At 70.5% G+C, this 26466-nt stretch carries 22 protein-coding genes; 15 read left to right on the top strand and 7 right to left on the bottom strand.

What is annotated here, in order from left to right:
• The 3 genes from ACN0TP_RS13680 to ACN0TP_RS13670 are packed head-to-tail and all read right to left on the bottom strand — an operon-like array spanning position 1 to position 3691.
• Positions 1-1425: an FAD-dependent oxidoreductase gene (locus tag ACN0TP_RS13680; protein ID WP_417219820.1), complete on the bottom strand. Its 1425-nt coding sequence runs from the start codon at positions 1423-1425 to the stop codon at positions 1-3.
• A 39-nt stretch (positions 1426-1464) separates the two neighbouring features.
• The gene (locus ACN0TP_RS13675) at positions 1465-2610 is read right to left on the bottom strand and encodes a serine hydrolase domain-containing protein (RefSeq protein WP_417219819.1); all 1146 of its coding nucleotides are present in this window, start codon (positions 2608-2610) and stop codon (positions 1465-1467) included.
• A gap of 37 nt (positions 2611-2647) precedes the next feature.
• The gene (locus tag ACN0TP_RS13670; RefSeq protein WP_417219818.1) at positions 2648-3691 is read right to left on the bottom strand and encodes an RNase H family protein; all 1044 of its coding nucleotides are present in this window, start codon (positions 3689-3691) and stop codon (positions 2648-2650) included.
• Between the two features lie 77 nt (positions 3692-3768).
• Between ACN0TP_RS13670 and ACN0TP_RS13665 the strand changes: the two genes are divergently transcribed.
• Complete coding sequence (locus ACN0TP_RS13665) at positions 3769-4233, top strand: hypothetical protein (protein WP_417219817.1); 465 nt, start codon at positions 3769-3771, stop codon at positions 4231-4233.
• Between the two features lie 4 nt (positions 4234-4237).
• On the opposite strand, the gene ACN0TP_RS13660 is transcribed toward ACN0TP_RS13665, so the two are convergent.
• A complete protein-coding gene (locus tag ACN0TP_RS13660; RefSeq protein ID WP_417219815.1) occupies positions 4238-5350 on the bottom strand; it encodes a glutathione S-transferase family protein in 1113 nt (370 codons plus the stop codon).
• A gap of 106 nt (positions 5351-5456) precedes the next feature.
• Between ACN0TP_RS13660 and ACN0TP_RS13655 the strand changes: the two genes are divergently transcribed.
• Entirely contained in the window at positions 5457-6701 is a 1245-nt protein-coding gene (locus tag ACN0TP_RS13655; protein ID WP_417219814.1) for an Nramp family divalent metal transporter, read from the top strand.
• Positions 6698-7387, top strand: a complete 690-nt coding sequence (locus tag ACN0TP_RS13650; protein ID WP_417219812.1) for a metal-dependent transcriptional regulator — start codon at positions 6698-6700, stop codon at positions 7385-7387. The genes ACN0TP_RS13655 and ACN0TP_RS13650 overlap by 4 nt, the downstream gene beginning before the upstream one ends.
• Positions 7388-7532: 145 nt before the next feature.
• Here ACN0TP_RS13650 and ACN0TP_RS13645 read toward each other — a convergent pair whose 3' ends face one another.
• Entirely contained in the window at positions 7533-8456 is a 924-nt protein-coding gene (locus ACN0TP_RS13645) for a LysR family transcriptional regulator (protein ID WP_417219810.1), read from the bottom strand.
• A gap of 201 nt (positions 8457-8657) precedes the next feature.
• On the opposite strand from ACN0TP_RS13645, the gene ACN0TP_RS13640 reads away from it, so the two are divergent.
• On the top strand, positions 8658-9632 hold the full coding sequence (locus tag ACN0TP_RS13640; RefSeq protein WP_417220037.1) for a YeiH family protein: 975 nt from the start codon (positions 8658-8660) through the stop codon (positions 9630-9632).
• A 99-nt stretch (positions 9633-9731) separates the two neighbouring features.
• Positions 9732-10007, top strand: a complete 276-nt coding sequence (locus ACN0TP_RS13635; protein ID WP_417219808.1) for a hypothetical protein — start codon at positions 9732-9734, stop codon at positions 10005-10007.
• Here the strand turns inward: ACN0TP_RS13635 and ACN0TP_RS13630 are convergent.
• Positions 9997-11898, bottom strand: coding sequence for an ABC transporter ATP-binding protein (locus ACN0TP_RS13630; protein WP_417219806.1), 1902 nt, complete (start codon positions 11896-11898; stop codon positions 9997-9999). The two genes, ACN0TP_RS13635 and ACN0TP_RS13630, sit on opposite strands and share 11 nt — an antisense overlap.
• Positions 11899-11999: 101 nt before the next feature.
• Here ACN0TP_RS13630 and ACN0TP_RS13625 point away from each other — a divergent pair, with 101 nt between their 5' ends.
• The 4 genes from ACN0TP_RS13625 (at position 12000) to ACN0TP_RS13610 (ending at position 14914) form a co-directional block, all read left to right on the top strand.
• Positions 12000-12560 (top strand): MarR family winged helix-turn-helix transcriptional regulator, encoded by a 561-nt coding sequence (locus ACN0TP_RS13625; RefSeq protein WP_417219804.1) that lies wholly within the window; start codon positions 12000-12002, stop codon positions 12558-12560.
• A 42-nt stretch (positions 12561-12602) separates the two neighbouring features.
• Complete coding sequence (locus ACN0TP_RS13620; protein WP_417219802.1) at positions 12603-13556, top strand: oxidoreductase; 954 nt, start codon at positions 12603-12605, stop codon at positions 13554-13556.
• Positions 13557-13722: 166 nt separating this feature from the next.
• The gene (locus ACN0TP_RS13615) at positions 13723-14415 is read left to right on the top strand and encodes a helix-turn-helix domain-containing protein (protein ID WP_417219801.1); all 693 of its coding nucleotides are present in this window, start codon (positions 13723-13725) and stop codon (positions 14413-14415) included.
• Between the two features lie 169 nt (positions 14416-14584).
• Positions 14585-14914, top strand: coding sequence for a hypothetical protein (locus ACN0TP_RS13610; protein ID WP_417219799.1), 330 nt, complete (start codon positions 14585-14587; stop codon positions 14912-14914).
• 15 nt (positions 14915-14929) lie between these two features.
• Here ACN0TP_RS13610 and ACN0TP_RS13605 read toward each other — a convergent pair whose 3' ends face one another.
• Positions 14930-16768 carry an SIP domain-containing protein gene (locus ACN0TP_RS13605; protein ID WP_417219798.1) on the bottom strand — a complete coding sequence of 613 codons (1839 nt, stop codon included), beginning with the start codon at positions 16766-16768 and terminating at the stop codon, positions 14930-14932.
• A gap of 98 nt (positions 16769-16866) precedes the next feature.
• Between ACN0TP_RS13605 and ACN0TP_RS13600 the strand changes: the two genes are divergently transcribed.
• The 6 genes from ACN0TP_RS13600 to ACN0TP_RS13575 all read left to right on the top strand — a co-directional run bounded on the left by ACN0TP_RS13600 (position 16867) and on the right by ACN0TP_RS13575 (position 26458).
• The gene (locus ACN0TP_RS13600) at positions 16867-17679 is read left to right on the top strand and encodes an MBL fold metallo-hydrolase (RefSeq protein ID WP_417219796.1); all 813 of its coding nucleotides are present in this window, start codon (positions 16867-16869) and stop codon (positions 17677-17679) included.
• Between the two features lie 250 nt (positions 17680-17929).
• Positions 17930-18733 carry an SDR family NAD(P)-dependent oxidoreductase gene (locus ACN0TP_RS13595; RefSeq protein WP_417219794.1) on the top strand — a complete coding sequence of 268 codons (804 nt, stop codon included), beginning with the start codon at positions 17930-17932 and terminating at the stop codon, positions 18731-18733.
• A 115-nt stretch (positions 18734-18848) separates the two neighbouring features.
• Positions 18849-22040, top strand: a complete 3192-nt coding sequence (locus ACN0TP_RS13590; protein WP_417219792.1) for an FtsX-like permease family protein — start codon at positions 18849-18851, stop codon at positions 22038-22040.
• Complete coding sequence (locus ACN0TP_RS13585) at positions 22037-24823, top strand: FtsX-like permease family protein (protein ID WP_417219790.1); 2787 nt, start codon at positions 22037-22039, stop codon at positions 24821-24823. The genes ACN0TP_RS13590 and ACN0TP_RS13585 overlap by 4 nt, the downstream gene beginning before the upstream one ends.
• A gap of 1 nt (position 24824) precedes the next feature.
• Positions 24825-25781, top strand: a complete 957-nt coding sequence (locus tag ACN0TP_RS13580) for an ABC transporter ATP-binding protein (RefSeq protein ID WP_417219788.1) — start codon at positions 24825-24827, stop codon at positions 25779-25781.
• On the top strand, positions 25778-26458 hold the full coding sequence (locus ACN0TP_RS13575; protein ID WP_417219787.1) for an ABC transporter ATP-binding protein: 681 nt from the start codon (positions 25778-25780) through the stop codon (positions 26456-26458). Before ACN0TP_RS13580 ends, ACN0TP_RS13575 begins: the two co-directional genes overlap by 4 nt.
• The last annotated feature ends 8 nt before the right edge of the window (positions 26459-26466 follow it).

Raw genomic sequence — 26466 nt, 5'->3', positions numbered from 1 at the left:
CTACGCCAGGGGCGCCAGGCCGCCGAGGACCTCGTTGAGGGATTCCGTCGTGGAGGGGTGGGTCCAGATGCCGTCGCGCAGTTCCGAAGCGGTGACGCCGGCGCGCATCGCCAGGGCCACGAGGTTGACCAGCTCCTGGGCGTCGATGCAGTTCAGCGTCGCCCCCAGGACCAGATCGGTCTCCGGGTCGACGACGAACTTGATGACCCCGCGGGTCTGTTCCATGATCTTCGGTCGCGGCATCGCGGCGATCTCGGCGACCTTCTTCGAGGCGACCAGCACGTCGCGTCCCGCCTCCCGTGCCTGCTTCTCATTCAATCCCACCCGGGCCAAGGGCGGGGTGAGGAAGGTGGTGGAAGGGACGGCCACCCGGTCGGCCCGGCTGCGGGTGCCCTTCCCCATCAGCTGGTCGGCCAGGATCCGCGAATCGTCAAGCGAGATGTAGGTGAACTGGTCCCCGCCGTTGACGTCGCCCACGGCATACACGCCGTCGACGGTGGTGCGCAGATGGTCATCGACGACGATGAAGCCCTTCTCGTCGGTGGCGATGCCTGCCGCTTCCAGCCCCAGGGCGGCGGTGGCCGGGGTCCTGCCGGTGGCCACGAGCAACGCGTCGGCCTCGAGCGAGGCTTCCCCGGAGGAATCCTCGACTCCCAGGGTGACCGTGCCGTCGGAGGCTGAAACGGAGGTGGCCGCGGTGCCGAGCCGAAAGGTGACCCCCTGCGCTTCGAGCCCCTCGCGCACTGCCGAGGCGACGTCGTCGTCCTCCGCGGACAGCAATGCCTCCGAGCGGCCCACGACGGTGACCTCGGAGCCGAAGTCGGCGAACATGCCGGCGAATTCGAGGCCGACGTAGCCGCTGCCCAGGATGGTGAGGCGGCGCGGGAACGGATCGGCATGCTGGATGGTGGTGGAGTCGTACACCCCGTCGGCGGGTTCCAGCACGGCCAGGCCCTCCAGTGCCGGACGGGCCGGGAAGGTACCGGTGTTGACGATGACGTGTTCGGCGGTGATGTGCAGCGTCTCCGCCCCACCGGTGACCTCCACCAGGTGGCCGGGGGCGGCGGAGTCCTGCCCGTGCTGCCCCGGGGCGATGAAGCGGGCGTCGCCGTCGATGAGCGTGACGGTGGAAACTGTCGAGAGCATCTCGTGGTTCTTGGCGCGCAGCTTTCCGATGAGCCCGTCGCGGGCGGCAACCGAGGCGGTGAACCATTCGACCGGGTCGTCCCCCTCGCGGCGGCCGCTGGCCTGGTGGACCAGGGCCTTGGTGGGCACACAGGCCACGTTGATGCACGTGCCGCCGTACATCTGCGGGGACCGCTCCACCAGGGCCACCTGGCGGCCGCTGCGCGCCAGTTGCCCCGCGAGCGTCTTGCCGCCCTTGCCCCAACCGATGACCAGGGTGTCCACTGCGAGTTGCTCCACGATGCTGCTCCTTTGTCGGGATGGGGTGTACGGATGAATCTAGTCGGCCGCGGCGCTCAACAACGCCCGGCGCAGGGTGGCGGAGAGTTGTCCGCCCCGGGATGCGGTGCCGCTCTCCTCGGCCCGCGCGGGGACGTAGCCGAAGCCGACCCCGTAGGCGGGATCGGCGTAGGCCAGCGTGGCGTTGGCGCCGTCGTGCCCGAAGGCCCTCCAGGAACCGAAATCGTTGCGCGGAATGGACTTCATGAACATCAGCCCGAATGCACCGGTGAGCCCGTTGGCCCGGTCGATGCCGAACACCCGCTCGTCGGCGACCGTACGGATGGTCTCGCCGGTGAGGAAGGGGCCGTCTGCAGCCCCGTCCTCCCGGACGACGCCGGTGCTCGCCGCGGCGTAGAGCCGCGCCAGGCCGCGGGCGCTGGCCACCCCGCCGGCGGCGGCGATGCCGCTGGAGCGGATCTGCCGCAGGTTGGGCAGGTCCAGCAGTTCATACGCCTGGCCGTCGCCGACGTCGAATCCTCCCGTGGAGTTCAGGGCCAGGCCCATGGGGCCGAACGGGTCGATGAAGGGCATCGGCGGGGACTGGAGGGGCTTGAGCACCTCGCGGTAGCGGGGCTCCTGGGCATCGGGCAGCCCCAGGTGGAAGTCGATGCCGAAGGGTGCCCGGATCCTGGTCTCGTACACCTGCTGCAGGGTCTCGCCGGTGATGCGGCGGACGAGTTCCTCGGCGAAGACGCCCAGCGTCAGGGCGTGGTACTGGTGGGTGGTTCCCGGCTTCCAGACCGGCGGGGCCGCCGCCAGGCGGACGGCGCCGGTGGCGGAATCGGTGTACTGGTCCACTGTCAGGCCGCCGTCGAGGCCGGGCAGGCCGCCCTGGTGGCTGAGCAGCTGGCCGACGGTGATTCGTGCCTTGCCGTTGGCCGCGAATTCGGGCCAGTAGGTCGCCACCGGTTCCCCGGGGTCCAGCAGTCCGTCCTGCACCAGCAGGGCGATGACCATCCCGGCCGCCCCCTTGGAGGCGGAGAAGACGCCGGTCAGCGAATCGGCGGTGCTGTTCGGCCCCACCACGTGGTCGATGACCTCAACGCCGCCGGCGTAGACGCACAGTTGCGCCGAGTAGTCGGGATCCTCGGCGGCGAAGGACTCCAGCAGGTCGACGACGGGGGCAAAGCGTGGATCGTTCACGGGGCGGATCTCCTGGAGGTGATGGTGGGTACCGTGGCTACAGTTCGGGGGTTTCCTGCCGGAAGCGCAATCGCCAGCGCTGGTCCTGCCGGTGCCAGAGGGAGCCGACGGCGGTGGCCGCCTCGGCGCCGACGAGCCGGTAGGCCAGGTGGATGGAATCGCCGGCCTGGACGGCCTCGAGCAGCTCGAAGGTGCGTTCGGCGGCGGACCACGCTGCCGGTGGCGCGTAGCTGGCCGAGGGGGCATCGTCGTCGTCGGGGATGCCGTCACCCGCGGCCTCGGGGAGGTCGGTGGCGGTGGAGGCGAGCACGGTGATGGCCGTTTCGCGTTCGCGCAGGGTGCCGTCCGCGGCGATTTCCCGGTAGTCGGGGTGCAGCAGGAAATTCAGTTGGCTGACCTCCGAACGCACCGTGGGGTCCAGCAGTTCGCGCTCGAGCGTGACGACGGCGTCGATGTCGGCGCTGCCCCGTCCGGTTTCAGCGGGGTCCTCCAGGGAGGAGAACAAGTCGTCCTGCGCGGGAGGTGCCGCGGGCGCGGGGGCGGACTCCGCCGTCGTGCCGGGTTTTGCCGCCTGGGGCGCGGTGGAGGTTCCGGGGGTGGGTGTGCCGCCGGAGGCCCCCGGATAGCCGGGCCCCATGTCGCTGCCGCGTCCTGCCTGGTAGGCGGTGGCGACGGCACGGGCGCGGTCGTCGGCCGCCTCGTTGAGGTAGTGCCCGGCGTGGCCCTTGACCCATTCGAAGCTGTAGTCGCGGCCCCGGATGGCCTCGTCGATCTGCTTCAGCAGGTCGACGTTGAGCACCGGCTTGCCGTCCGCCTTCTTCCAGCCCTTGCGCTTCCAGCCCGGCATCCATTTGGTGACGCAATTGATGACGTACTGCGAATCGCAGAGGATGCGCAGGTGCTCCTCGGGGACGTGGGCCGTGGCGCGGAACAGATCCAGCACTGCCATGAGCTCGCCCATGTTGTTGGTTCCGTGGGGCCAGCCCCCGGCCCGCCACGTGGTGTCGTCGACGTACCAGGCCCAGCCGGCCGGTCCAGGGTTTCCGAGCGCTGAGCCGTCTGCTGCGGCGGTGATCGTCATGGTTTCCATCCTGCCACGTGGGGCTGTTGCCGGGGCGCCCGGGGCGCTAGGGTCATCGAACAAGCCTAGGGGGAAACTTGCACGTCAACCGCCTGTCCATACCGCTCATCGCCGCACTGTCGCTGCCGTTGCTGGCCGGGTGCTCGGCCTCCGGTGCCGCGTCGGGCATCGAGCTGCTGGACCAGCCCGCGACGGAAGCCGATGCGTTGCCGCCGGGAAGCAACGCCCCGAACGCCGAGCCGGGCACCGCGAGGTTTGCTGCCCGGGCGCAGGGCTTCTCCTTTTATATTGCCCGTCAAGCCAAGGATGAGGATGCCGCCGCGCCCTCGACCCTGCCACGCGACTGCATCATCGTCGTCGAAGCCGAATTCTCCGGTTGCGGAGGCCTGCCCGTCTATTCGTCGGGCGATTTTGGCGCCGTCCAGCTGGTACCGGACAACTACGACTCATCCGCCCTGAGCTCCACGGGCTGGGAACAGATTCACAGAAATGTCTGGACGAAGGACCTCCAGACCGCACCGTCTCCCCCGCCGACTCCGTAGGACCCTACGCCGGGTAGAGCGGGTTGTGCCCCGGGGTGACCTCTTCGCCGGCGCGCACGGGGCCGGGGGCGGCCCCGGCGCCGAAGGGCGAACCGCCCAGGGACTCGCGGCCGTGCGGCTCGAGCCAGTTGGACAGGTCGGGTCCCTGCGGGACGAACCGGGTGGGATTGATGTCCTCGTGCACGATGTAGTAGTGCCGCTTGATCTGCACGAAGTCGACGGTGTCCCCGAAACCCGGTGTCTGGAACAGGTCGCGGGCGTACGCCCACAGGGCCGGCATCTCGTCGAGCTTGTTTCGGTTGCACTTGAAGTGACCGTGGTAGACCGGGTCGAACCGCACCAGCGTGGTGAACAGACGGACGTCGGCCTCGGTGATGCTGTCGCCCATGAGGTAGCGCTGGCCGGTGAGCCGCTCCTCCAACCAGTCCATGGCCACCCAGAGGCGGTCGTACGCGGCGTCGTAGGCCTCCTGCGAGCCGGCGAACCCGCAGCGGTAGACACCATTGTTGACCTCGGTGAAGATCCGCTTGATCACCGGGGCCATCTCCTCCCAACTACCGGCCGGAATGAGGTCCGGGGCGCCCTCGCGGTGGAATTCCCGCCACTGGGTGGAGAAGTCCAGGGTCATCTGCGGGTAGTCGTTGGTGACGACGCCGCCGGTGGGGATGTCCACGATGGCTGGCACCGTGATGCCGCGCGGGTAGTCGGGGAAGCGGGCGAAGAAGTTCTCCTGCAGACGTTCGGTGCCCAGCACCGGGTCGCGTCCGTCGGGATCCAGGTCGAAGGTCCAGGAGCGGGCGTCGTGGGTCGGGCCGGGCAGGCCCACGCTGATCGCGTCCTCGAGGCCGAGGAGCCGGCGGACGATCAATGTCCGGTTCGCCCACGGGCAGGCGCGGGCGGCCACGAGCCGATAGCGGCCGGCCTCCACGGGCCAGGTGTGGGCACCCTCGGCCAGGCCGGCATCGGGGTTCCCGATCGATCCGCCGGGTTCGGCGGTGGAGGCGCGGATGGCCTCCGGATCGGCGACGATGCGGTCGTCGATGTAGTTGGTGTCCCGGGTGAATTCGGCGCCCGGCGTCACGTAGGCGCCACGGGTGGAGTACTGGTTCTCGCTCATGGTCCCAGCGTATCCCCGTGGCCGCACGGAGAGGTTGCCCGATGACGTTCCGTCGAGCTAAGTTAAGTGAACTTAACTTTTTTGACGGCGACAGCGGAGGACGGCCATGACGGCAACGCTGATCGAGCGGCAGGGACGCCCGCATCGTCGCCTCATCTGGCTGCTCGGCCCGGCGTTCGTGGCGGCCATCGCCTACGTCGACCCGGGCAATGTCGCGGCCAACCTGACCGCGGGGGCCCAGCACGGATACCTGCTCGTGTGGGTCCTGGTGGTCGCCAACGTCATGGCAGTGATGATCCAGTACCTCTCCGCCAAACTGGGGCTGGTCACCGGCAGGTCACTGCCCGAGGTCCTGGGCGACCGCCTGCCGCGCACCGGACGGCTGGCCTTCTGGGGCCAGGCGGAGCTGATCGCCATGGCCACCGACCTGGCCGAGGTCATCGGCGGGGCCATCGCCCTGCAGATCCTCTTCGGACTGCCGCTGCCCCTGGGCGGGTTGATCGTGGGCATCGTCTCGATGGTCCTGTTGGCCGTCCAATCCCGCCACGGGCAGCGTCCGTTCGAAATGGTCATCATGGCGCTGCTGGTGCTGATCACCATCGGCTTCGTCGCCGGGCTGTTCGTCAGCAACACCGACTGGGGCGCGGCAGCGACCGGGCTCGTCCCCCGGTTCGACGGCGCCGGCACCGTGTTGTTGGCGGCCGGAATGCTCGGGGCCACTGTCATGCCCCACGCGATCTACCTGCACTCCTCGCTCTCCCGCGACCGCCACGGAGGCGACCACACGCCGTCGGGCCTGAATCGGCTGCTGCGCGCGAACCGGTGGGATGTGGTCCTGGCCCTGGTGGTCGCCGGAACCGTCAACATCGCCATGCTCCTGTTGGCGGCCTCCAGCCTGCGCGGAGTCGACGGCACGGACACCATCCAGGGGGCACACGCGGCAATCGTCGATGCCCTGGGACCGTTCATCGGCGTCGTCTTCGGCGTGGGCCTGCTGGCCTCGGGCCTGGCCTCCACCTCGGTCGGCTGCTATGCCGGATCGGCGATCATGTCCGGTTTGCTGCACCGGCGCATCCCCCTGCTGGCACGCCGGATCGTGACGATCATCCCCGCACTTCTCATCCTCTCCATCGGCGTCGACCCGACGTGGGCGCTGGTGCTCAGCCAGGTCTTCCTGTCCATCGGCATCCCCTTCGCCCTGATTCCCTTGGTCCGCTACACAAGCCTGCGCTCGGTCATGGGTGCCCACGCGAACTCCCCCGCGACCCAGGTCTTCGCCTGGGCGATCACTGCTGCGATCGTCGCACTGAACCTGCTGCTGCTCTTCCTGACCGCGACGGGGGCCTCATGATGGCCGCGCCCGCCCCGGGCGAGGAGATCACCCGGGTCGCGGAGGATTTCCTGAAGGCCATCTGGTCGGCCACCGAATGGGGAGGTGCCCCGATCACCGGCAAGGCCCTGGCCGAGCGCTTCGGCACCACCGCCGCCAACGTCTCGGACACCATCCGCCGCCTCACCGCCCAGGGCCTGGTCAGCCACGAACCCTACAAACCGGTGCGCCTCACCGCCGCCGGCGAACGCCATGCCGTGGCCATGGTCCGCAAGCACCGGCTCATCGAGTCCTTCCTGGTCCGCACGCTGGGCTACTCGTGGGAAGAGGTCCACGATGAGGCGGAGAACCTCGAACATGCCGTCTCGGAGACCATGATCGAGCGCATCGACACCCTGCTGGGCCACCCCGAACGCGATCCGCATGGCGATCCGATCCCCGCTGCTGACGGCACGTCGCCGCACCCGGAGCACGCCGTCAATCTCCCCGACGCCGGCCCTGGCCGCTACGAGGTCACGCGCATCTCCGACGACGACCCGGCAGTGTTGCGCCTGCTCGCCGACCAGGGTCTGGGCCCCGGGTCCGTCATCGTCCTCGGCACCTCGACGGCCGACGCGGGCACCGTCTCCATTGAGCACGACGGCGGGACACTGGCTTCACTGCCGAGCGATGCTGCTGCGGCGCTTTGGCTGGTCGCCCGGGATTGAAGGTATTCCAGCTCCAAGATCTGGTCGGCCCGTACGACGGCCGAGAGACGGTGGGCGATGGTGGTGATGGTGGTGGTGCGCAGGGACCAAATCGCGGTACTCGACGATGAGGCCGAACCACGCAAAGGCGTTCACGCAAAGTTCTTTAGTGGGCCAGCGATCGTCGGGCAATCGCCACCAAGTCCTGTGCAGGCGCTTGCGAGGGACGCGGGCCATCCGCCCACACTGCAGACAGGTTCCTCGTGAGCTTGATGCCGGTCGTTTCAACGGTAACCAGGCGCCTCAGAGCCAGATCGTCGGAAATCGCCAGGGAACTGAGAACCCCCGGTGCCACGCCGGACGCGATAGCCGTCCTGACCGCAGCGGTGCTGGAGAGCTCGACGCAGGGTGAAGCGATCGTGCCGGCAACCCCGCCGAGCTCCTCGAACAAGTACTCGAGGGCCTTACGGGTCCCCGATCCCTCCTCACGGGTGATCAGCGGCGTCCCGGCCAGTTCCCGCGCCGTGACGGGTTTCCGTCGTCGTGCCCACGGATGGGTCGGGGACACGGCCACTTTCAATGTGTCCCGGTCCAAGGTGATGGCATGCAGGTCCGAGGGGATGTCCGGTGTTTCGATGAACCCGAGCGGTACCGTTCCCTTCCGGACCAGGTCGATCACCGCTTCGCTGTTGACTGCGCTGAGCCCGACGCGTGTGGGCACCTGGCCTGCAGCTTCTTGCCGGGAACGCAGGGTGACCAGCCAACGCGGCAACAGGTACTCCGCAATGGTGAGACTCGCGGCGACGTCGAGTTGGCGCAGTGAGTGCGCGCGGATCGACTCGATGCCGGCTTCCATCCGCCCGGCAGCGGCGAGCACATCAGCGGCCCAGCCGGTGATCATGGAACCGGTCTCGGTCAGTGTCGACCCCCGTGGAGTCCGGGAAATGAGCGTCGCCCCGATCTGGCCTTCCAGGGATCGGATCCGCGAGGAGACAGCCTGCTGGGACACCCCGAGGCGTGCGGCAACCCGGGTCAGGCTGCCGAGCTCGTCGACGGCCACCAGTAGTTCCAAGCCTGCAAGATCAGGCACGTGCGGACCGAGCAAATTGAATCACCTACAACTCTCCCTTGTACCCCGCCAACTTTACGCCGACTACCGCGGCCCGGCCGTCTGCGCCAGAGTAGACCTGTGAACCCAGCAGATGACCGCCCCGATCACCCACGCTCCGTGGCCACGCGCCAAGGACGGGGACCCGCCGACCCCACCGGCACTGGAGGCCCGCCTGCCTGGTTGCCGGGCGTCGGAGTCGCGGGGGCAGCTGCCCTGCTCGCCTGGGGCATCCACACGGTCGTGCCAGCCATCCCGCTGCTGACCGCTTCCGTTGCCCTGGGCATCCTGGTCGCACAGCTTCCGTCTACCCGCGGGGCGCTCACTGGCACCCTCGCTCCCGGTTTGAGCCTGGCCGCCAAGAAGTTCATGCGGCTAGGCATCGTCCTGCTCGGACTCAAACTGAGCCTCGTCGACATTGCCCACCTCGGCTGGATCTCGATCGTCACCGTCGTTGCCGTCCTGGTGGTCACTTTCGTCGCGACACTCTGGCTGGGGCGCCTGTTCGGGCTGCCTGGCCACCAACCCCTGCTGATCGCGACCGGCTTCTCGATCTGTGGCGCGTCGGCGATCGGCGCGATGAGCCACGTCGTGAAGTCGAAGGACGAGGAAACCGCCACTCCGGTTGCGCTCGTGACCCTTTGCGGAACGCTGGCCATTGCCGTGCTTCCCCTGCTGTGGCATCCATTGGGGCTCAATTCGCTGCAGTTCGGGCACTGGGTTGGGGCAAGCGTGCACGACGTCGGACAAGTGGTCGCCACCGCGCAGATTGCCGGATCCGCAGCGCTCGCCGTCGCCATCGTGGTGAAGCTGACCCGCGTGCTCATGCTCGCACCCATGGTGGCCATCACCTCGGTTGTCATGCGGAAGCGCGAGGGCGCCCCCACCGCTGGAGGCAAGCGGCCACCCATCGTGCCGCTCTTTGTCGCTGGTTTCATCTTCGCCGTGTTGGTACGCACCTTTGTTCCGCTTCCGGCTTCGGTCACCGACGCCGTGGATACAGTGCAAACGGCGCTGCTGGCCATGGCGCTCTTTGGCCTCGGTACTGCTGTGCGGTTGGGCCAGCTGGTGCGGACCGGGTGGCGGGCCCTGCTGGTGGCATTGCTGTCGTGGACACTCATCGCGGCCCTCGGCTGGGGTGCCGTGCAATTGGGTTAGGCGTCGAATGGTGGAACCACCCATCACCGTCACCCGCTACACGGCCGCGTTGGGCCGTCGCCGGCACGATATCGAAGACCTTGCCGCTATGCTCCAGGCATGGGGAAGCCACTTGAACATGTCATGCTCCACCGCGGTCTGGGCTGGGTCTGCACGGGCCTGGTCCTGCTATTCGCGATCCAAATGCTGGACGTTGCGCTCCAAATGTTCCCGGTGACCCAGCTCCTGGAGGATGGTAATGCAGCCAACTTGGAACCGCCGGGGAGCCTCTACGTCATCCCGGTCCTGATGCTTTTGGCCGGCGCCTCGATGATCGGCCGCGGAATGGCCGGCCAACGCGCTGCCGCCACGGCGACCGCCGAATCTACCGGTTGATCCCCAGCGACAATCCGTCCGCCTGGGCACGGGAGCGGGCCAACCGGGCGAACGGGCCGTCTCCGGCACGCAGGTCGGCTGGTGTCCCGCGCTCGACGATGTGCCCGGCATCCAGCACGACCAGCTGGTCGGCCTGCTCGACCGTAGAGAGCCGGTGGGCGATCGTGATCGTGGTCCGCCCCTCGGCCAGCCGGTCCAGGGCCGCCTGGACCTGGGCCTCGGTGGTGTTGTCCAGGGCAGAGGTCGCCTCGTCCAACACGAGGACCCGTGGGTTGCGCAGGATGGTCCGGGCGATGGCCAGGCGCTGCTGCTCCCCGCCGGAGAACCGGTGCCCGCGGGCGCCCACCAGCGTGTCCAGCCCCTCGGGAAGCGAGGCGATCAGGCCATCGATCTGCGCGGCCTCCAGCGCCGCCCACAGAGTGGCTTCGTCGGCCTCGGGATCGGCCATCAGCAGGTTCTCGCGGATCGAGGCGTGCACCAGGTAGGACTCCTGCGACACCATGCCCACGATCCGGGAGAGGTCCGCCGGGGCCAGGTCCCGGACGTCGATTCCGTCGACGGTGACCCGGCCGTCGGTGGTGTCGTGCAGGCGCGGGACCAGCGAGCCCAGGGTGGACTTGCCGGAGCCGGTGGCCCCGACGATCGCCGTCGCGGTCCCGGCCGGCACCACCAGGTCGATGTCGGAGAGGACCTTCGCCTCGCCGTCGTACGAGAAGCCCACACCCTCGAAGCGCAGTTCCCCGCGCACGGCGGCCGGGTCGATGGCCACCGGGTGTTCGGGCGGGGTGATGTCCGGGACCAGGTCGAGGTATTCGAAGATCCGGCTGAACAGCGCCATGGCGGTCACCCATTGGACGCCGACGTTGAGCAGGCCCATGATGGGGCGGAAAATCGCCGATTGCAGCGCGGTGAAGGCCACGATGGTGCCGATGGTCATCCCACCCGTGGCCGCCGGGAAGCCGCCGGCCAGGTAGATGATGGCGGGGATCGCGGCGAACACGATCTGCATGGTGGCCATGCGCCAGCGTCCGGCCAGCTGGGAGCGCAGTTCCAGGCCGATGAGGCGGTGGGAGCTGGCGGTGAAGCGTTCGGCGTCGCGTCCGGTGGTGCCCAGGGTCTTGGACAGGCGGACACCGGAGACGGAGAGGCCCTGTTCGACCTGGGTGTAGAGGTTGGCGAGTTCGGCCTGCCGGTCGGCGGTGATGTCCCGGCGCATCAGGGCCACACGGCGGCTGAGGATGACCGCGGGTGGGATGACGATGAGCGAGAGGATGCTCAGCATCGGCGACAGGGCGACCATGGCGATGGCCGTGGCGACTGCGGTGGTCAGGTTCGAGGCGATGGACGTCGCGGTGGTGGTGACCACCGACTGCATGCCGGCGATGTCGCTGGTCAGCCGGGACTGGACCTCGCCGCCGCGGGTACGGGTGAAGAAGGCCAACGACTGGGCCTGCAGGTGGGTGAACATGCCCGAACGCAGGGTGTGCATGACGCGTTGGCCCATGTCGGTGGCCATCCAGGTCTGCACCACGCCGATCAGTGCGGTGATCGCGGCGATGACGACCATGGCGCCGGCCAGGGTGGCCAGCAGCGGGATGTCCGCGTTCGGGATGGCGTCGTCGATGATCCCGCGGATCAGGAACGGCTGGGCTAGCCCGGCGATCGAGGCGAGGCTGATCAGCAGCACCAGGATGATGATCATGCGCCGGTGCGGGGCGAACAGGGCGGCGACGCGGCGCAGGCTCACCGGGTGGTCCGTGAGCTGGTTGCGGTCCGCCGCGCTGACCTTGGCGGGTCCCGGGCCGCCGGGACGGCCGCCTCCCATGACGCCGGCAGCGGGTGGAGCCGAGGCGGGGGCGGAGGACGGGGTGGGGTTCGGGACCGATGCCATCGGCACCACCTCCTGGGTCGAAGGGGTTGCGCGGGTGTCGCGCCAACTATCCAGAGGTTACCTCACTATGTGGTTGCCCCGCAAATGGGTATACTCGTGGCATGACCACTCCTGCCACCGATGTCGCCGGCCCCGGGCTCGCCACCGAACCCGATCTGGGCGAGCTCTTCCACGCGGCGTTCCGCGGGCTGCGCCGGCGGTGGGCTCACGAGCTGGCGCCGTTCGACATGACACCACACCAGTGGCGTGCCCTGAACACCCTGGCTCGGCATGGGGACGCCTGCGCCCCCGGCGGGGGGCCCGCCACGGATTCCGGCCGGGGCACGACGGCGGCCCTGCGTGCCGCGGTCTCATCACCCGAGGGTGTGCTGCGCCTGAAGGCGTTGGCCGAGCAGCTGCGGATCGCCCCGCGATCGGCCACCGAAGTGGTGGACCAGCTCGAGGGCAAGGGGCTCGTGGAGAGGATTCCCGACCCGCATGACCGCCGGGCCGTCCTGGTCCAACTCACGGACGCCGGCCACGAACTGCGCGCCGGCGTCGAAACGGCACGACGCGAACAGGCCAACGAATACTTCGCCCGGCTCGACTCCGGCGAGCGCGCCGAACTGGCCCGCCTGTTGGGCGTGCTCGCCGGGGAAACGGACTGCGGTCCCCACGCCTAGTGTGGGGAGTGAACGCGTACCCCATCGGCAGGAGGGCACCCCATGCCACGCACCACCGCCTGGACCACCGCAGACATCGGTGACCTGACCGGCAAGACGGCCATTGTGACCGGCGCCAACAACGGGCTCGGCTTCGCGACCACCCGCGCATTGCTCCTGCACGGGGCACACGTCGTCCTCGCCTGCCGCGACACGGCCAAGGGCACTGCCGCGCTGGACCGGCTGCGAGCTGACGCCGTGGGCGCTGTCGGCGAACTGCGTGCCGAGGTCCTGGCCCTGGACCTGTCAGTCCTCGCCAGTGTGCGCTCCTTCGCCGAGGCGTTCCCCGCCGCACACCACCGCCTGGACCTGCTGGTCAACAACGCGGGCATCATGATGACCCCGTACGGGCTGACGGCCGACGGATACGAGTTGCAGTTCGGCACCAACCACCTGGGCCACTTCGCCCTGACCGGCCTGCTGCTGAACGCCCTGGCGGCGGCGCCGGGCTCCCGCGTCGTCACGCTCTCCAGCCTGGCCCATCGGGGTGGGTCGATGGACTTCGCGAATCCGTTGTTCGCCGATGGCGGGTACTCCCCCGGCGCCGCCTACAACCGCTCGAAGCTGGCGAACCTGTTGTTCACCGATGAATTGGACCGGCGCCTGCGCGCGGCTGGCCAGGACACGATCGCCGTCGCCGCGCACCCGGGCGTCGTCGGAACGGACCTGTTCGGCCACGTCTTCGACCGGCCGGCACTCCGCCCGGTCCGTGCGGTGTTCAACGCCGTGATGCCCCGGCCTGGCGAAGGCGCCCGGCCCACCCTGCGGGCGGCCACCGACCCCGGGGCCCGGGGTGGGGACTACTTCGGGCCGGGCGGACCCGGTGAATTGCGCGGGGCGCCACGTCGGGCGAAGTCCATCGAGGCGGCCCACGATCCCGCGGCGGCCCGACGGCTCTGGGAGCTCTCCGAGGAGCTCACCGGCATCAGCTACCTGGATGCACCGGGCGGAAACTGATCTGCTTCAACGGACCGCAGGACCGATGGGGCCCACCGGTTGTGACCACGCAAAACCTCAGCAGTAACCACTAACGGGTGCTCAAAGGGCGTAATGTGATTACATCAAGAATAACCACTAATGCCCTCTTGAAGGGGTGAACCTGATAATGGCCCCCCTCCGGTACATGACCACGAAGGATGCAGCGGCGGCCCTGGACACGGACGTGAAAACCGTCCGCGCATGGGTCGCCAGCGGCCGCCTCCCCCTGGCTGGCCGTGCCGGACGCAGCTTCCTGCTGGATCCGGCCTCCGTGCAGCGCCTGGCCGGCTATTCTCGACGCCGCGGTCCCGGCTGGGCCCACCAGACCGCCTGGGCCGCCATCGATCTCATGGCCGGCGGCAGCGCCGAGTGGCTGATACCGCAGAACCGGTCGCGGCTCCGCACGGCGTTGCGCGACTCGACCATGGACGCCGACCGGATGCATGCCCTGGCCCGGAACCGTTCGACAGTGCACCGCTACCGCGGGCACCGCTCGATCTCCGATCACCTCACCAGGGAAGTGCTTTCCACCGGATCCGCTGCCATCGCGGATGACCAGAATGCAGCCCTGCGGTTCGGTCTGGCTACAGGACACCGCCAGGTCGACGGGTACGTTGGTGCCGGGACAGCCGAGGCCCTGGCCAAGGCGTTCGCACTGACAACGGACCCAGCCGGGGACATCGTCCTCCGGGAGGCAGACCTCATGTACGTGCCTTCCTCGGAGGTGGCGCCGATCGCAGCCATCGCCTTGGACCTCATGGATTCCCTGTCCACGCGCGAGCGAAGCGCCGGAGAGCGTGTGCTCGACGAACTACTCGACGGGTTCCGCGGTGCGTGAGCAGTGGACCGCCGACGCCCCCGCAGGTGGGTGGGGGCACCCGTGGCCCCAATGCCTCGAACTGGCCGTGAACATGCCATCCGACATGTGGACGCTGGCTGGTCGGCCGGTGGTCCGTGTTCCGGCCGGCACCCAAGCGCTTCAACGAACAGTCGACTGCAAGGTCGTGATGGAGGACGGCACATCGGCGACGATCAGCGTCCCCGACCAGCTGGGGGCCCTGATGCTGAAGGCGGCCGCCTACCTCGACGATTCCAGGGACCGCTCCCGGCACCCTGACGATGCGGCCGTCCTCCTGGCCACGGTGGAAGATCCGCTCACGCTCAAAGCCCAGTACAAGGGCAGCGACCGCAAACGGATCAACGCGCTCCTCCGGGCCCTTGGCGATCCTCACCACACGTCGTGGCTGACTCTCGACGAGGGCCCCCGGGGACAGGGCCAGGCGGCCTTGGCGCTCCTCGCCACCGGCGGAGGTCCGGCCGGTCCGTCCAGGGCATGACGCAGCCGCCGCCGGCTACCCCTCGGCCCGGCCGGTCCTCCAGTACCCCATGAACGAGACCTGCTTGCGGTCGATCCCCACGTCGCGGACCAGGTAGCGGCGCATCGACTTGATGACCCCTGCCTCCCCGGCGATCCACGCATAGAAGGGCTGGCCCGACCCCGACGTCGTCTCCCACAGGATGCCCTCGTCGACGTTCACGTCCTCGAAGTCCTTGCCCGGGTCCACGGCGCCGGCACCGGGGACGGCAACGGCGGAGCGGACCGCCGCCTCCAGCAGGTCCCCCGGGGCCTGCATCCCCCGGGGAAGCCACTGCACTGCCACGCCGGAACGGGTGAACGACCCCTGGATGTCCTCGACCGTGGGCACCTCGATGAACGCGTCGCCGGTGATGCCCGGCGGCAGCGATTCGAGGATCGAGCAGATCGCCGGGGCCGCCGTCTCGTCGCCGGCCAGCAGGATGCGCCGGGCCTGCCCGGGACGGAATTCGATGCCCCCGTAGTCGTGGCCGCACAACGCGCGATTGGGACCCAGGATGATGACCTCGTCGCCGATCTGGGCCTCGGCGGCCCACACGGAGGCGGGCCCGCCCACCAGCACGCCGTTCTCGCGGCGCACATGCAGCACGAAGTCCAGGTCCAGCTCGGGGTCCACCCCGGCATTGCCGGGGTGCCCGGCCGGACGGAAGGACCTGACGGTGTAGGTGCGCATCGAGCCGCGCTCGGACGGGTCCTTGGCCAACCACGTGCGGTACCAGCCGGAGGCGTCCTCGTCGCTGATGGTCCCGCCCGGGGCCAGGTCGGCGAACAGGGCCCGCATCCGCTCCACGGCCCCCTCGCCGGGCGGCGGCACCAGGACCTTGATGCGCAGATCCAGCGGGTGGCCGCCGGTGCCGAAGTGCTCCAGTTCCGGGCCCGCGAGGGTCAACCGGCGGAAACTGGGTCCCAGGTCCTGGACATCGACAGCCGTAAGGCCGAAGGCCAGGGTCGGGCAGACCTCGACCGAGGGGCGTCGCGGTTCCTGCACGACGGCGGCCTCCCCGCCATCCTCCCCCGCCCCGGGCACCCCACCCCGGCCGGTGTCCGCCGTCGGGGCCTCGTCGTCGAGGCGGGTGGTGCGGAAGCGCGTGGTGTCCCGCGCCTCCGCAGCCTCGGGCCGCAGGACCCGGTGGCGGCCGATCGGCAGCACCAGCGGGGATCCGGCAACGGGGTCGGTGATGACCCGGGCCGGCAACCCGAACACGTCCTGGACCAGCTCGGCGGTCAAGACCTCGGACGGCCGCCCCGAGGTGGCCACCGCGCCGTCGACGAGCGCCACCAGGTGGTCGGCGTAGCGGGTGGCCAGGTTGAGGTCGTGCACCACCATGACCACCGTGGTGCCGTTCCTGCGGTTCAGGTCCGCGATCGCGTCGAGCAGCAGCAGCCGTTGCGCCACGTCCAGGTGGTTGGTCGGTTCGTCCAGCAGCACGACGCCGGTCTCCCGGCCCAGGACCCGGGCCACCGCGAGCAGCTGGAGCTGATCTGCCAGGAGGTCCGCCTCGTGGCGGTCGGCGATGCCAGTGCACCCGGTGGCGAGCAGCGCACGGTCGATCGCCTCGTCGTCGCTCCCGGTCCATCCCGCGGAGGCGGAGCCCTGCGGCGCCCGGCCGCGGGCCACGTACTCGCGGGCGGTGGCCCCCTCGAACCCCGGGTGGGGTTCGGCCAACAGGCCCTGCGGGTCGGCCGGATCGGCGGCGTGCAGTGCCGCCAGGTCGCGGAGCAGGGCCGAGGTGCCGCTGCCGTTGGCGCCGACGATCAGGGTGATCGCACCGGCGGGGATGTCCTGGGACAGCCGCTCTGCGTTCAGGGGGTTCATGGGTTCCTTCGCTGGTGGGGTGTGCTCGCGCCGGGTGGGCGCCATCCTGCTGGCCGGGACGTGGGGCCGGGTCGACGCCGCTGCCCTAGACTGGCGGCATGATCCAGCCGACGCCCGCCCCGCCGTTGCACGTGACCGATGCCGCCGTCCTGATCACCGCCCCGAATCCCGGGCCGATGACATTGGACGGGACCAATTCGTACATCTTGCGTGCCGCCCCGGATGCCGCCGCCGTGGTGGTGGATCCCGGCCCCGCCGATGAGGGCCACCTGCAGGCGCTGGCCGGCCAGGGCGCCGTCGAACTGATCCTCATCACCCACCGGCACGGCGACCACACGGAGGGGATCGACCGGTTGCACGAGCTGACCGGCGCCCCGGTGCGCGCCGCGCTCGCCGAACATTGCCGGGCCGCCGAACCCCTGGTGGACGGCGAGGTCATCACCGTGGCCGGCCTGGCGATCCAGGTGGTGACCACTCCGGGCCATACCTCGGACTCGCTGTGCTTCCTGCTGCCCGACGATGGACACCACGGCTCGGTCCTCACCGGGGACACCGTGCTGGGGCGCGGAACCACCATCCTCGATTTTCCGGACGGCACGCTGGGGGACTACCTGGCCAGCCTGGACGTGCTCTCCGGTTTCGGCCATGCCGTCCTGCTGCCGGCCCACGGGCCGGCGCACCCACATCTGGGCACGGTGGTCGAGCAGTACGCCGAACACCGGCTGCAACGGCTGGACCAGGTCCGGGAGGCACTCGCCCGCCTGGGCGGCGCAGCGGCCGGGGCGCGGCCATCCATCGGAGAGGTGACCGATCTGGTCTATGCCGACGTGGACCCCGCGGTACGCGGCGCGGCCGAACGCTCGGTCGCAGCCCAAATGCACTACCTGCTCGGGGTCTCCGGCGCTGCCTAGGGAATCAGTGGCCGGCACATCGACCCCACACCGCGCGGGGTGGTTCGGCGCGGACAAGGACGCTGGCATCCACGCTGGACTCCCTTCGCGGTTGGCCCGGGCAAACACCCGGAAGAACACTGTCTTGTTAGGCTAGCCTTAGCCCGGGTTATTACGCAAAGCCGGGCTTGCCTATTGCCTCCCGGTGACGATTCCGTCTCGTCGGCTCCGCCTCTTTGGACTGGCCGGTGCACCCCGCTACAGTCGAGACATGGCCAGCCCCACGCAGCATCCCGAGACGCATTATTCCGCGCAACCTTCAGTCATCGCGCTCATCACCGGGGCCACCGCGGGCCTGGGTGCCGAGTTCGCCCGGCAGCTGGCGGCCCAGGGCTATTCACTGGTGCTGGTGGCCCGCGACCAGGAACGCCTGGACTCCACCGCCGAGTCGCTGCGGGCCCGTTATGCCGTCCAGGTCCAGACCATCAGCGCCGACCTCGTCACCGAGTCGGGCGTGCAGATGGTCGCGAACCGGCTAGCCGATTCCAACCAGCCCGTCACCACCTTGGTGAACAACGCCGGTTATGGATTGACCGGGAACTTCGCCGACAACGACCTCTCCGACGAGCTCACCCACCTCGGCATCCACATCCGCACCCCCATGATCCTCTCCCACGCCGCCCTGCGGACCATGGCGGAGATCGGCGGCGGGCGCATCATCAACGTCGCCTCCGCCGCCGCCTTCACCCCGCGCGGAACTTATTCGGCGGCCAAGGCCTTCATGGTCAACTTCAGCCGGTGGGCCAACGTCTTCTACCGGGACCGCGGCATTACCGTCACGGCGGTCTGCCCGGGCTTCACCCACACCGAATTCCACGACCGGATGAAGATCGACAAGAAGTCCATCCCGTCCTGGTCCTGGCTGGAGGCCGAGGAGGTCGTGCGCAGCGGCCTGACCGACGCCATGGCCGGGCGCTCCGTGTCGATCCCCAGTACCAAGTACAAGGTCATCACCTTCCTCGCGCGCCTTGCCCCCGACGCACTGGTGGTCCGCCTGGCCGCACGCGGCCGCTGAGCCGCCACACCACCGCCACTCCGACGCCCGAAGAAGACCTCGGTGGCGGTGGGCCGGATCACACTCTAGGCTGACGAAGTAAACATCAAAGGAACACTTCAGGTCAGGACGGCACGTGGGGGCCACGTCACTACGCAAGCGGGCTGCCTCACGGTCGCGCCTGCTGGCCCTGCTCGGCGTGACGATCCTGGCGCTGACCGCGATCCTGGCCGGCGCCCTGGCCTACAGCCAGTTGGCCAGCGTCCAGGCCCTGCGCTCGACCCTCATCCCGGTGCACGCCCCGCCTCTCCTGCATCGCATCCACACCACCGCCTCGGGGGATCCGGCGGCCCAGCAGGCCACGGCCAGCTCACTGATGCAGCGGATGGGACTCTCCGGGGGCCTGGATGCCACCGTTTCGCAGCGCAGCGGCATCTACCCGGTCCGGGGTGTCGCGGACGGAGCCAGCGTCCAGTTCACGTCCTTCGACGGTGCGCCGGACCGGCTTCCGGTCCGCGAAGGCACCTTCCCCACGGAGGGCACCCCCGGGGTGGCCATCACCAGCACGACGGCGGATGCCTGGCACCTCGACGTCGGCGACGTCCTGGTGGCCGACGGCCCCGCAGGTGGACTGCGTCTGCCCGTGCGGGCCATCGTGGACCCCACCACCACCGGGGAGGCCCTGCTGGCGCCCGACGCACCGAGCGGCTCCACCACGGCCCCCGCGCTGGCCGTCCTGCCGGCACGGGAGCTGACCGCGACGTTCCCGGACCGCCAACTCGTCTGGACGCTGACGGCGGACCCCGGGCACATCGGCGACGCCGATCTGGGCCGGTTGGGCGCGGGCGTCGACGCGTTGGTGCCGGCGATGGTCCAGGACCCCCACATCAACAACTCGGGGGTCGTCGGCTCCGGGAACCTGGCCGCTGCGTTGCGCACCGCCGACCAGGGAACCCAGGCGGTCGGTGCGATGTTGCCCAGCGCGTTGGTCCCACTGGCCGCCGTCGGCGTCGTGGCACTGGTCCAGTTGCTGCGCCTGCTGGCCGGTTCACGGAGCCGCGAAACCGGTCTGCTGCTCGCGCGCGGGGTGTCCGGGTGGCAATTGGCCCTCTCCAACGCGCTCGAAACCGGCCTGCTGGCGTTGGTGGCCGCTGCGGCCGGGTGGGCCGCTGCCGTGGCCACCGTACCGGCGCTGCTCGGCTGGCTCGATGGGGCCAGTTCCGCCGGGGTTCCGTTGGTGCCAGCGGTGCTCTCCGGCACGTGGGCCGTCCCGGCGGTCATGGTGCTCGGGTGCCTGGCGGGTGCGGGAGCGCTGGGACTGCAGGCGGGCCGGGCCGAAGTGCTCCGGCTGGATCGGGCGCGGCGCACTGAACGTCCCGGTGGGCGCAATGCGTCGGCGTTGTCGGTGATCGCCCTGGTCTTCGCCCTGTGCGTCGCCGCCTTCTGCCTCTGGCAATTGCGGGTCTCCGGCAGTCCGCTGCTCCGGATGGCCGACGGGACCACCCGGGTCAACCCGCCGGCCGCGTGGGCAACGGCCCTGCTCGTTCTCTCCGGAGGAGGGGCAACCGTGCTCGCGGTCGCCCTGGCCTGCCGGGCACTGGCCTCCGCGACGCGCCGCCGCCCGGGGTTCCTGCTCCCGTCGACGCTCACCGGATTGGCCCGGAACACCCTGGCCCTGGTCCTGCCGGTCTTCCTGGTCACCGTTTCCCTCGCGGCGTCGGTGGTGGCGATGTCCTACGGCTCGACGTTTGCCGCGGCCACCCGGACCAGCGGCCTGCTGGCCAACGCGGCACCGGTGAGGATCGACGTGGCCGGCTCCTCACTGCTCGAGGGACCCCGGGGGCTGCCGGACCCGGCACCCTACGCCGCGCTTCCCCACGTCAGCTCGGCCACCCTCGCCCTGTCCCTGCCGACCCGATTCGGCCAGGAAAGCGGATCCCTGCAGGCCCTGGACCCGGGGGCGACGGCCAGTGCCCTGGGTGCACTTCCCACGGCCGATGCCCCCACCTTGGCCGCGGCGCTGCACCCCACCCCCCGCGCACCTGCCGTCGGCCTGCCCGCCGGAACGCATACGGCCACCCTCGATCTGGCGATCGGCCCGCAGCCCCCCGGCGGCGGCGCCGCGACGGGGCAGGATCCGATCGATGCCATCGCCTGGATCACCGGCAGCGACGGACGGCTGGTCCCTCTGGAGTCCACGACCACCGAGCGTGGCCACCGCTCCGGTTGGCGGCAGGTTTCCCTGGGGTTCGACCTGCCGGAGGGCATCACCTCACCCGCCATCGCCGCCCTCGACGTGCGCCTGGCCTCCGCCTCGCCCGAGGGAACCCACGTCGAGCTGACCTCCCTGGCGGCCGACGGGCAGCACCTGGACCTCCCCTCCGCCGCCGAGCTGGGCCTGCTGCCGAACCCCATCGAGGGCACCGCCGGGCAGGTCGGGGAACTCCGCCCGGGTGAGCAGTCACCCTTCTCCCCCGACCCCACCGACCCCTCCGGCTTCACCCTTCCCGCCACCGACGGCCAAGACGCCACCGTGCGGCTGGTGGACCGGCCCGCCGTGCCGCCGGAACCGGTACCCGCACTGGTCACCGAAACACTCTTGGACCAGTTGGGGCGCAACGTCGGCGACGTCCTGGGCATCGAAACCGGCGGAATCAACGTGCAGATCAAGATCGCAGGAACCGTCGAGGTGGTCCCCGGGACCACCGACACACTGGCCGTGCTGGTGGAACTCCCGGCGCTGGAACGCACCGAACTGCACCTGCCCGGCTCGATCCACCGGCCCAACCAGCTGCTGGTCGACACCGGCGACCCCACCGCCGTGGCAGCTGCCGCCGCACCCCTGCTGGCCCCCGGTGACCGGCTGGACACCGCAGTGGATGAGACAGCTGCGCGCTTCGCCGCCCCGGCCACGATCGTCCTGTGGCTCACGGCGTTCGGGACCTTCGCCGTGGCGGCCATCGCGCTGGCGGCCCATGTGTTGGCGTTGGCCCGCACCCGCCGGGGCGAGGTGGCACTGCTCTCGGCGCTCGGCCTCCCGGCGGCGGTCCAGCAGCGGGCCAGGATCCTGGAAATGACGCTCCTGGGTGCCCTGGCCACCCTCGGAGGCACCGGCGTCGGACTGGCGGCCGTGGCGCTCACCCACGCATCCATGGTCCGGGCAGTGGTCCACGGGGTCCCCGAGGCCCTGTCCCTGCCCCTGGTGGTGCCCGGAGTCGTGGGCCTGGCGATCCTGGTCCACCTGGGCCTGGGGGCCGGCGCCGGCTGGCTCTCGGCCCGCGGCAGCCGCCCGCCCGCCGGGAACACCACCGGGCGGGGGGACGCATGATGCGCGGTACCCCCACCACCTACCGCCTGCCCCGGCTGCTGCGGCACCAATTCCACCGGCTCACCCCGGGGACGGTGATGCTGGCGGCGATCGTGCTGCTGGCCTCCCTGTTGCTGGCGCTGTGGCCGCGCCTGTCGGCATCGAGCACGACGGCGGAACTACGCCAGGAGCTCTCCTCGCTGTCCGCCGGGGTCCGCAATCCCCAGGCGGTCTCCATCGACTGGATGCCCACCGGGCCGGCGCCGGCGGGCCAGGACGTGGCCCTGCCGGCACAGGTGGGGGACCTGTACGGGCTCTTCGCCGCGGCAACCAACCGGAGCGCCGCGGCGGCGGGCCCTCCCCTGTCCGATCTGCTGGGTCCGGCCCGGTTCCGCACGACCTCCCGGCCGGGGACGGTGACGGACCCGCCGTCGGGCATCGGGACCATGGACGTGTCGCTGACCGTTGACCCGTTCGCCGCGGAGCACCTGGACATCGTGGAGGGCAAGGCGCCGGCGCCCGCAGATCCCTCCCTGCTGGACCGGGTCTCCCAGGGTGAGGTGGACACTGCAAGGATCCCGGTGCTGATCTCCCGGGAGCTGTCCGAGCAGGCCGGTTGGGGCATCGGGCAGACGCACCTGCTCCGCGGGGACGCCCCCACGAAGTTCCTGCTGGTGCCCACGGGGATCTTCGAACCCTCCGATGCCTCCTCCGGCTACTGGGCAATGAACCCCGAAGCGGCCACACCGTCCATCGGTTTCGAACCCGAGCACGGCACCACGATCTCCGCCCAGGTCCTCGTGGACCCCACGGCCCCGAGGACACCGGCGCTGCTCTACAACGGGATCAGGACGCACATCTGGTATCCGCTGGAGCTCTCCGGTTTGACGGCGGCCACCGCGCCCCGGTTGGAGGACCAGTTGGCGCTCTTTGCCGGCAGTGAGCGCACCTTCGAGGTCCCCGAGTTCTCGGGCCCCTTCCCCAACACGGTCTCGGCCCGCTTCGAGACCACTGCGCCGCAGAAGATCACCGAGGTGCTCGAACGCACCGATGCCGCCCGGCAGATCATGACCATGATGGTCGCCGGGCCGCTCGGCATCGCACTGGCCACGCTTGTGCTGGCCGGGCGGATCGTGGTGGAGCGGCGCCGCCCGACGCTGGCGCTGGCCACGGCCCGGGGCGCCTCGCCGCTGCAACTGCGCAGCCGGCTCGCGCTCGAAGGGCTGGCGCTGGGGCTGCCCCCGGCCGCCGTGGGCGTCGGGGCGGCGGCGGCGATCGTGCCCGGACCGCTGGACACTGCCGGCTGGCTGTTGCCCCTGCTGCTGGGGCTCGCCCCGGCAGCGGTTCTGGGCCTGATGCCCTGGACGGACCGGACGGGCGCGGCCCCGGCCCGCCCGGCGACCCGGATGGCCCGGCAACTGCGCCTGGCCACCGAGCTGTTCGTCCTGGCCGCCGCCGCGGTGGCCTGCTGGCTGCTGGTGCGCGCCGACGGTGCCCGGCTGGGCCCTGCACTGGCCCCGCTGTTGACCATCACTCCCCTGCTGCTGGCCCTGCTGGTCTGCGTCCTGGTGCTGCGCGTCTTCCCCCTGCCACTGGCCTGGCTGCTGCGCCTGCGCCAGCGGCGGCCAGGGCTCACGGGGTTCCTCGGCCCGGCCCGGGCGCACCGTGCCCCCGCCGGGGGGATGATTCCGGTCCTGGCCCTGTTGATCGGTCTGTCGATGGCCACGTTCTCGGCACTCACCCTCTCCACGCTCGACCACGGCATCGAATCCACGGCGCGCACCGCCATCGGCGCCGACGTGCGCGTGGGCGCTGCCGGATTCACCGCAGACCAGGTGGCGGCGATCGCCGACGTCCCCGGGGTGTCGGCCGCAGCGGCGCTCAACGGTGCCCAACGGGTTGAGGTGGAGGCCGGCGCCCGGCAGCTCAGTGTCCGGTTGATCTCCGCCGACAGCCGGCAGCTGGGCCGGGCCCAGGCAGGATATCCGGGCGCCGTGGATCCCGCGTCGCTGGCCCGGCTGGATGCCACCGGCCAGGAAGGGGTCCCGGTCATCGCCTCGGCCTCCCTGGGGCTGTCGGTGGGCGATACCGTCGACGCCGATATCGCCGGCGGCACCCGGATCACGGTGACGGCCGTGGCCCCGGATGCCACGGGGTTGACCGCCGATGACCGGTGGATCCTGGCAGACTCCAAACGGCTGGAACACGCCAGCGGGACCGTCCTGGAGCCACAAACGGTCCTGCTCCACCTCGACGACGGGGCCGACGCGGCGGGGATCGGCGCCCACATCGCCTCGCTGCCCCAGCTCCGGGACGTCGGTTCGCTGGGCGTGGCCAACCCCGGGGAACGGGCGGCGGCGTTGCGCGCAGCCCCCACCACCGCGGGCCTGGCCGCCGCGCTGGTGGTCCTGGTGGCCGTCTCCGCCGTGCTGTCGGCCCTGGCCATCCTGCTGGTCGCGGCCGGGAACGCCCCGGCCCGCAACCGCCTCCTGGGGCTGCTGCGCACACTGGGGTTCCCGGCCCGCGACGACTCCCGGCTGCTGGTGTGGGAACTCGGGCCGCTGCTCGCCGCAGCGGCCCTGGGCGGCATCCCGCTGGGAGTGGCGCTGCCGTACCTGCTCAACGCCACCGTGGACCTGCGCCCGTTCACCGGAGGTCCAGCGTCGCCGGTGGTCGTCCCGGATCCCGTCCTGCTCACGCTGCTCTTCGGCGGGCTGCTCGTCGTCGTCCTGTGTTCAGTTGTCGCCGCCGCCGTCCTGGCGCGGCGCCAGCATCCATCCACCCTGTTGAGGATCGGAGATTGACATGACCACCCCGACCGCCCCCGCCCTTGCCCCGCCGGAGCCTGACATCCTGTGCCAGGAGCTCGTGCGGATCTACGCGCATGCCTCCGTCGAGGTGCAGGCACTGCAGGGGTTGAGCCTGCGGCTCGAACGCGGCGAATTGACGGCCCTGGTCGGTGCGTCCGGCTCGGGGAAGTCCACGCTGCTGTCCATCCTGGCCGGCCAGGACCGGCCCACTGCGGGTTCTGCCCGGCTGGCCGGGCACGACCTGACGACCATGGGCCGCGCCGAACGGCTGGCCTTCCGCCGCAAGACCACCGGCTTCGTCTGGCAGCAGACCTCCCGGAACCTGCTGCCATACCTGACGGCGGCCCAGAACGTCGCGTTCCCGGCCACCGTGGCCGGCGGCGACGCCTCCCACCGGCGCTCGGTGGAACTGCTTGGCCTGCTGGAGGTTGCCGATTGTGCCGATCGCAGGCCCACCGAGCTCTCCGGTGGTGAACAACAGCGGGTGGCCATCGCGGTGGCGATCGCGAACACCCCGCGGGTGGTGCTGGCCGATGAGCCCACCGGCGAGCTGGACGAGGAAACCAGCGCCGATGTCCTCGAGGCCCTGCGCCAGGTCAACCGTGAACTGGGCATCACCACGCTGATCGTCACCCACGATCCGGCGGTGGCCGAGCATGTCCAGCGCACCGTGGAGATCCGCGACGGCCGATGCTCCACCGAGGTCCTGCGCAGCACCAACATCTCCGAGGCCGGCGTCACGACGCGCACCGCCGAGGAATTCGCGGTGCTGGACCACGCGGGGCGCATGCAGCTGCCCTCCGACTACGTCAGCGCGCTGGGGCTGCGCGACCGGGTCCGGCTGGCCCTGCACCCCGACCAGATCACGGTCCGCCCCGGGGATGCGCCCACCACCGCCCCATCGCCCCCACGACGGGGCCGTCACGCCGGCCCCGGGCAGGAGAAACCATGACTGCGGCGCTCCGGGCCACCGGCATCGAGAAGACCTACGGGCAGGGCACGACGGCGGTGCACGCCTGTGCGGGCATCGACCTCCAGGTCGACGCCGGGGAGTTGCTGGTCATCCGTGGCAGGTCCGGTTCCGGGAAGACGACCCTGCTCAACTGCCTGGGCGGCCTCGACCGCCCCGACGCCGGGCAGGTGTGGATCGGGGAGCACGAGCTGACCGCGATGCGGGAGGCCGACCGCGTGGAACTGCGCCAACGGCACCTGGGCTTCGTGTTCCAGGGGTTCGGCCTGCTGCCGATGCTCACGGCGGCCGAGAACGTGGAGGTTCCGCTGCGGATCGTCGGCACCCCCGCGGACCTCCGCGATGCCCGGGTCGCCGAACTGCTGGACCTGGTGGGCCTGTCCGGACACCGGGACCAGCGTCCCGGGGAGCTCTCGGGCGGGCAGCAGCAGCGGGTGGGCATCGCCCGGGCGCTGGCGAACGAGCCCCAGCTGCTCATTGCCGACGAACCGACGGGCCAGCTGGATGCGCACACCGCCGCCTCGGTGATGGACCTGCTGCGCTCCCTGACCACCCAGCGGGGGGTCGCCGTGCTGGTCACCACCCACGACCCGCTGCTGGCGGGGCGCGCCGACCGGGTGTTGCAGCTGCATGACGGAGCGCTGGCCGGAACCCCCTGAGCGGTTCC

It is taken from the genome of Arthrobacter sp., from assembly GCF_048266065.1.
GTDB lineage: Bacteria > Actinomycetota > Actinomycetes > Actinomycetales > Micrococcaceae > Arthrobacter_H.
The sequence above is the reverse complement of the archived record's forward strand: the minus strand, read 5'-3'. Positions and strand labels throughout refer to the sequence as shown.

Excerpts from the sequence above, each read along its gene's own strand:
- ACN0TP_RS13670 (WP_417219818.1), bottom strand. The coding sequence starts at position 3,691 with ATGACGATCACCGCCGCAGCAGACGGCTCAGCGCTCGGAAACCCTGGA.
- ACN0TP_RS13660 (WP_417219815.1), bottom strand. The coding sequence starts at position 5,350 with ATGAGCGAGAACCAGTACTCCACCCGTGGCGCCTACGTGACGCCGGGC.
- ACN0TP_RS13655 (WP_417219814.1), top strand. The coding sequence starts at position 5,457 with ATGACGGCAACGCTGATCGAGCGGCAGGGACGCCCGCATCGTCGCCTC.
- ACN0TP_RS13650 (WP_417219812.1), top strand. The coding sequence starts at position 6,698 with ATGATGGCCGCGCCCGCCCCGGGCGAGGAGATCACCCGGGTCGCGGAG.
- ACN0TP_RS13635 (WP_417219808.1), top strand. The coding sequence starts at position 9,732 with ATGGGGAAGCCACTTGAACATGTCATGCTCCACCGCGGTCTGGGCTGG.
- ACN0TP_RS13630 (WP_417219806.1), bottom strand. The coding sequence starts at position 11,898 with ATGGCATCGGTCCCGAACCCCACCCCGTCCTCCGCCCCCGCCTCGGCT.
- ACN0TP_RS13625 (WP_417219804.1), top strand. The coding sequence starts at position 12,000 with ATGACCACTCCTGCCACCGATGTCGCCGGCCCCGGGCTCGCCACCGAA.
- ACN0TP_RS13620 (WP_417219802.1), top strand. The coding sequence starts at position 12,603 with ATGCCACGCACCACCGCCTGGACCACCGCAGACATCGGTGACCTGACC.
- ACN0TP_RS13615 (WP_417219801.1), top strand. The coding sequence starts at position 13,723 with ATGACCACGAAGGATGCAGCGGCGGCCCTGGACACGGACGTGAAAACC.
- ACN0TP_RS13610 (WP_417219799.1), top strand. The coding sequence starts at position 14,585 with ATGGAGGACGGCACATCGGCGACGATCAGCGTCCCCGACCAGCTGGGG.
- ACN0TP_RS13605 (WP_417219798.1), bottom strand. The coding sequence starts at position 16,768 with ATGAACCCCCTGAACGCAGAGCGGCTGTCCCAGGACATCCCCGCCGGT.
- ACN0TP_RS13600 (WP_417219796.1), top strand. The coding sequence starts at position 16,867 with ATGATCCAGCCGACGCCCGCCCCGCCGTTGCACGTGACCGATGCCGCC.
- ACN0TP_RS13595 (WP_417219794.1), top strand. The coding sequence starts at position 17,930 with ATGGCCAGCCCCACGCAGCATCCCGAGACGCATTATTCCGCGCAACCT.
- ACN0TP_RS13585 (WP_417219790.1), top strand. The coding sequence starts at position 22,037 with ATGATGCGCGGTACCCCCACCACCTACCGCCTGCCCCGGCTGCTGCGG.
- ACN0TP_RS13580 (WP_417219788.1), top strand. The coding sequence starts at position 24,825 with ATGACCACCCCGACCGCCCCCGCCCTTGCCCCGCCGGAGCCTGACATC.
- ACN0TP_RS13575 (WP_417219787.1), top strand. The coding sequence starts at position 25,778 with ATGACTGCGGCGCTCCGGGCCACCGGCATCGAGAAGACCTACGGGCAG.